A 1,842-nucleotide genomic window follows, 5' to 3' on the forward strand; every position below is an offset into this window, starting at 1 on the left:
CTCCCTCAATAAAAGAAGCGAAAACACCGATTTACTCATGTTTTCTTAGAATTTCATAGTTGTTTACCTATCGGTAAATGCCTTTATAACTGGAAGATCTTCACTTGAAAGGATATTTTTGGACAGAGTAAGAAAAAAGAGCTATAACCCACTAACCAGTTCCTTACAGAAAATGGTGGATGAGTAAAAATATAACCGCACTGGTGGATGTCCACATTTACTCATGGAGGTCAACCCTCCCATGCCTCACAGAGTCTTCGCTCTCAAATTCCTTCGTCCAACCTTTCCATGAGGTGGATGTCAGCCATGCTGCCCCACAGGGTCCAAGCCCGTAATTTAGTTGCTTTGCCGACTAATCCGTGCTTCAAATGTCTCCAAATCTATAAAAACAGAACTACTACTTTTCTAAACTAAACCAAAGTTAGGCTGCCATTTCCGTCTTCTCTGTTACTGCCATATGAGGGATGTCTTTTAACATCTTTTCTTCACTAAATTCAAATTGCTTTTTACCAATGCTAAAGAAGATACGAATCAGTTTATTACACAAAGCGATCAAGGACTGCATCTTCTTTAATGGATTATCCTGACGTTGAGTATAGTACGCATGCAATGCCTTAAATGCGGAATTCTTGGCGACGAGAATCATACAAACCCTGAATAACAGGGCCCTCAGTTTCTTCCGGCCTCTTTTTGTGATGGTCGTTTTTCCTTTGTGCTTACCGGATGTATTTTCTTTTAAGCTTAAGCCGGCCAGCTTGATAAGTTGCCGGGGATGATTGTATTCGCCTAAATCCCCCACTTCCGCGAAGAAGCCGGCAATTGTATCCCTGCCCACACCTTTTATCGCTAACATTTGTTGAACACCTGGTATTTCATCAAGTAGGCCGTCTATTTTTGCATCTAATTCTTCGAATTGTAACTGGATTAATTCATACTTAGCCAGAATGGTTTTCAACTCCAGCCTGGCCATTTCAGCACCTTGTCGAAGTCCGATGGACTTACTTGCTGCCTGTTTTAACTCCCGGATCTTGTTTAGTCCTACACTCCGAGTTACCGAGAGTCTTAAATGGACGAGCAGTTCTTCTTCAGTGAATTCAGCTATCTCGTGGGGAAAGGCATAAAGCTTTAAGAATTGTAACGCTGCCTTGCCTTCCCACTTCTTAAACACTTTTAGAAATTCAGGAAAGTACCGGTCAATCCAGTTGTGTACTTGTCCTTGGACTGTTTGAAGGTCTTCAGTTAAAAGATCGCGTATTTTCTTTGCCACACGGAGTTCCGCATAAACACCTTGCGGTATCGTAGGTTCGGCGTATCTTCCGTCCTTGACCAACTGAGCTATGACTTTGGCATCTTTCACATCATTCTTGGTAGGTGAGTTATCATCCAACTCCTTGCTTTTCTTGACGTGCAAGGGGTTTACTGCGACAAACTTAATCCCGTTTTCTTTTAAAATATGTGCCAGGTTGAACCAATAGTGGCCTGTTGGCTCCATGCCAACTATCACTTTATCCATACTTTGTTCTTTTTTAATGGCGGAAATCCACTGAAGAAAATGCTCAAATCCTTCATGTGCATTTTCAAAATAACAAGGTGAACCAAACTCTAATCCCCTATAGTCCTGGGCACGTGCCACATGCTTGAACTTCGCAATATCAACTCCTATAATAAGAGTTTGAGAAGTTATTTGAGCTATCTTCTTATTCTGGTTATAATTCATTTTAAAGCCTCCTGGTTTTTGAGAGATTTGTCCTTTTTTGCTGGCCAGCGTCAGGACTCTCTCATTCTACCAAGAGGTTATTTTTTTGTTCAAACTCCATTTTCTTTCATTACAGGAATGCTGCC

Annotated in this window: 1 protein-coding gene; it reads right to left on the minus strand. The window is 41.3% G+C overall.

Translation table 11 applies throughout. The features are described 5' to 3' along the window. Positions 1 to 421: 421 nt before the first annotated feature. A complete protein-coding gene (locus tag COD92_RS29695) occupies positions 422 to 1,717 on the minus strand; it encodes an IS110 family RNA-guided transposase (RefSeq protein WP_098532401.1) in 1,296 nt (431 codons plus the stop codon). Positions 1,718 to 1,842 lie beyond the last annotated feature (125 nt).

This window comes from Bacillus sp. AFS037270 (genome assembly GCF_002585305.1).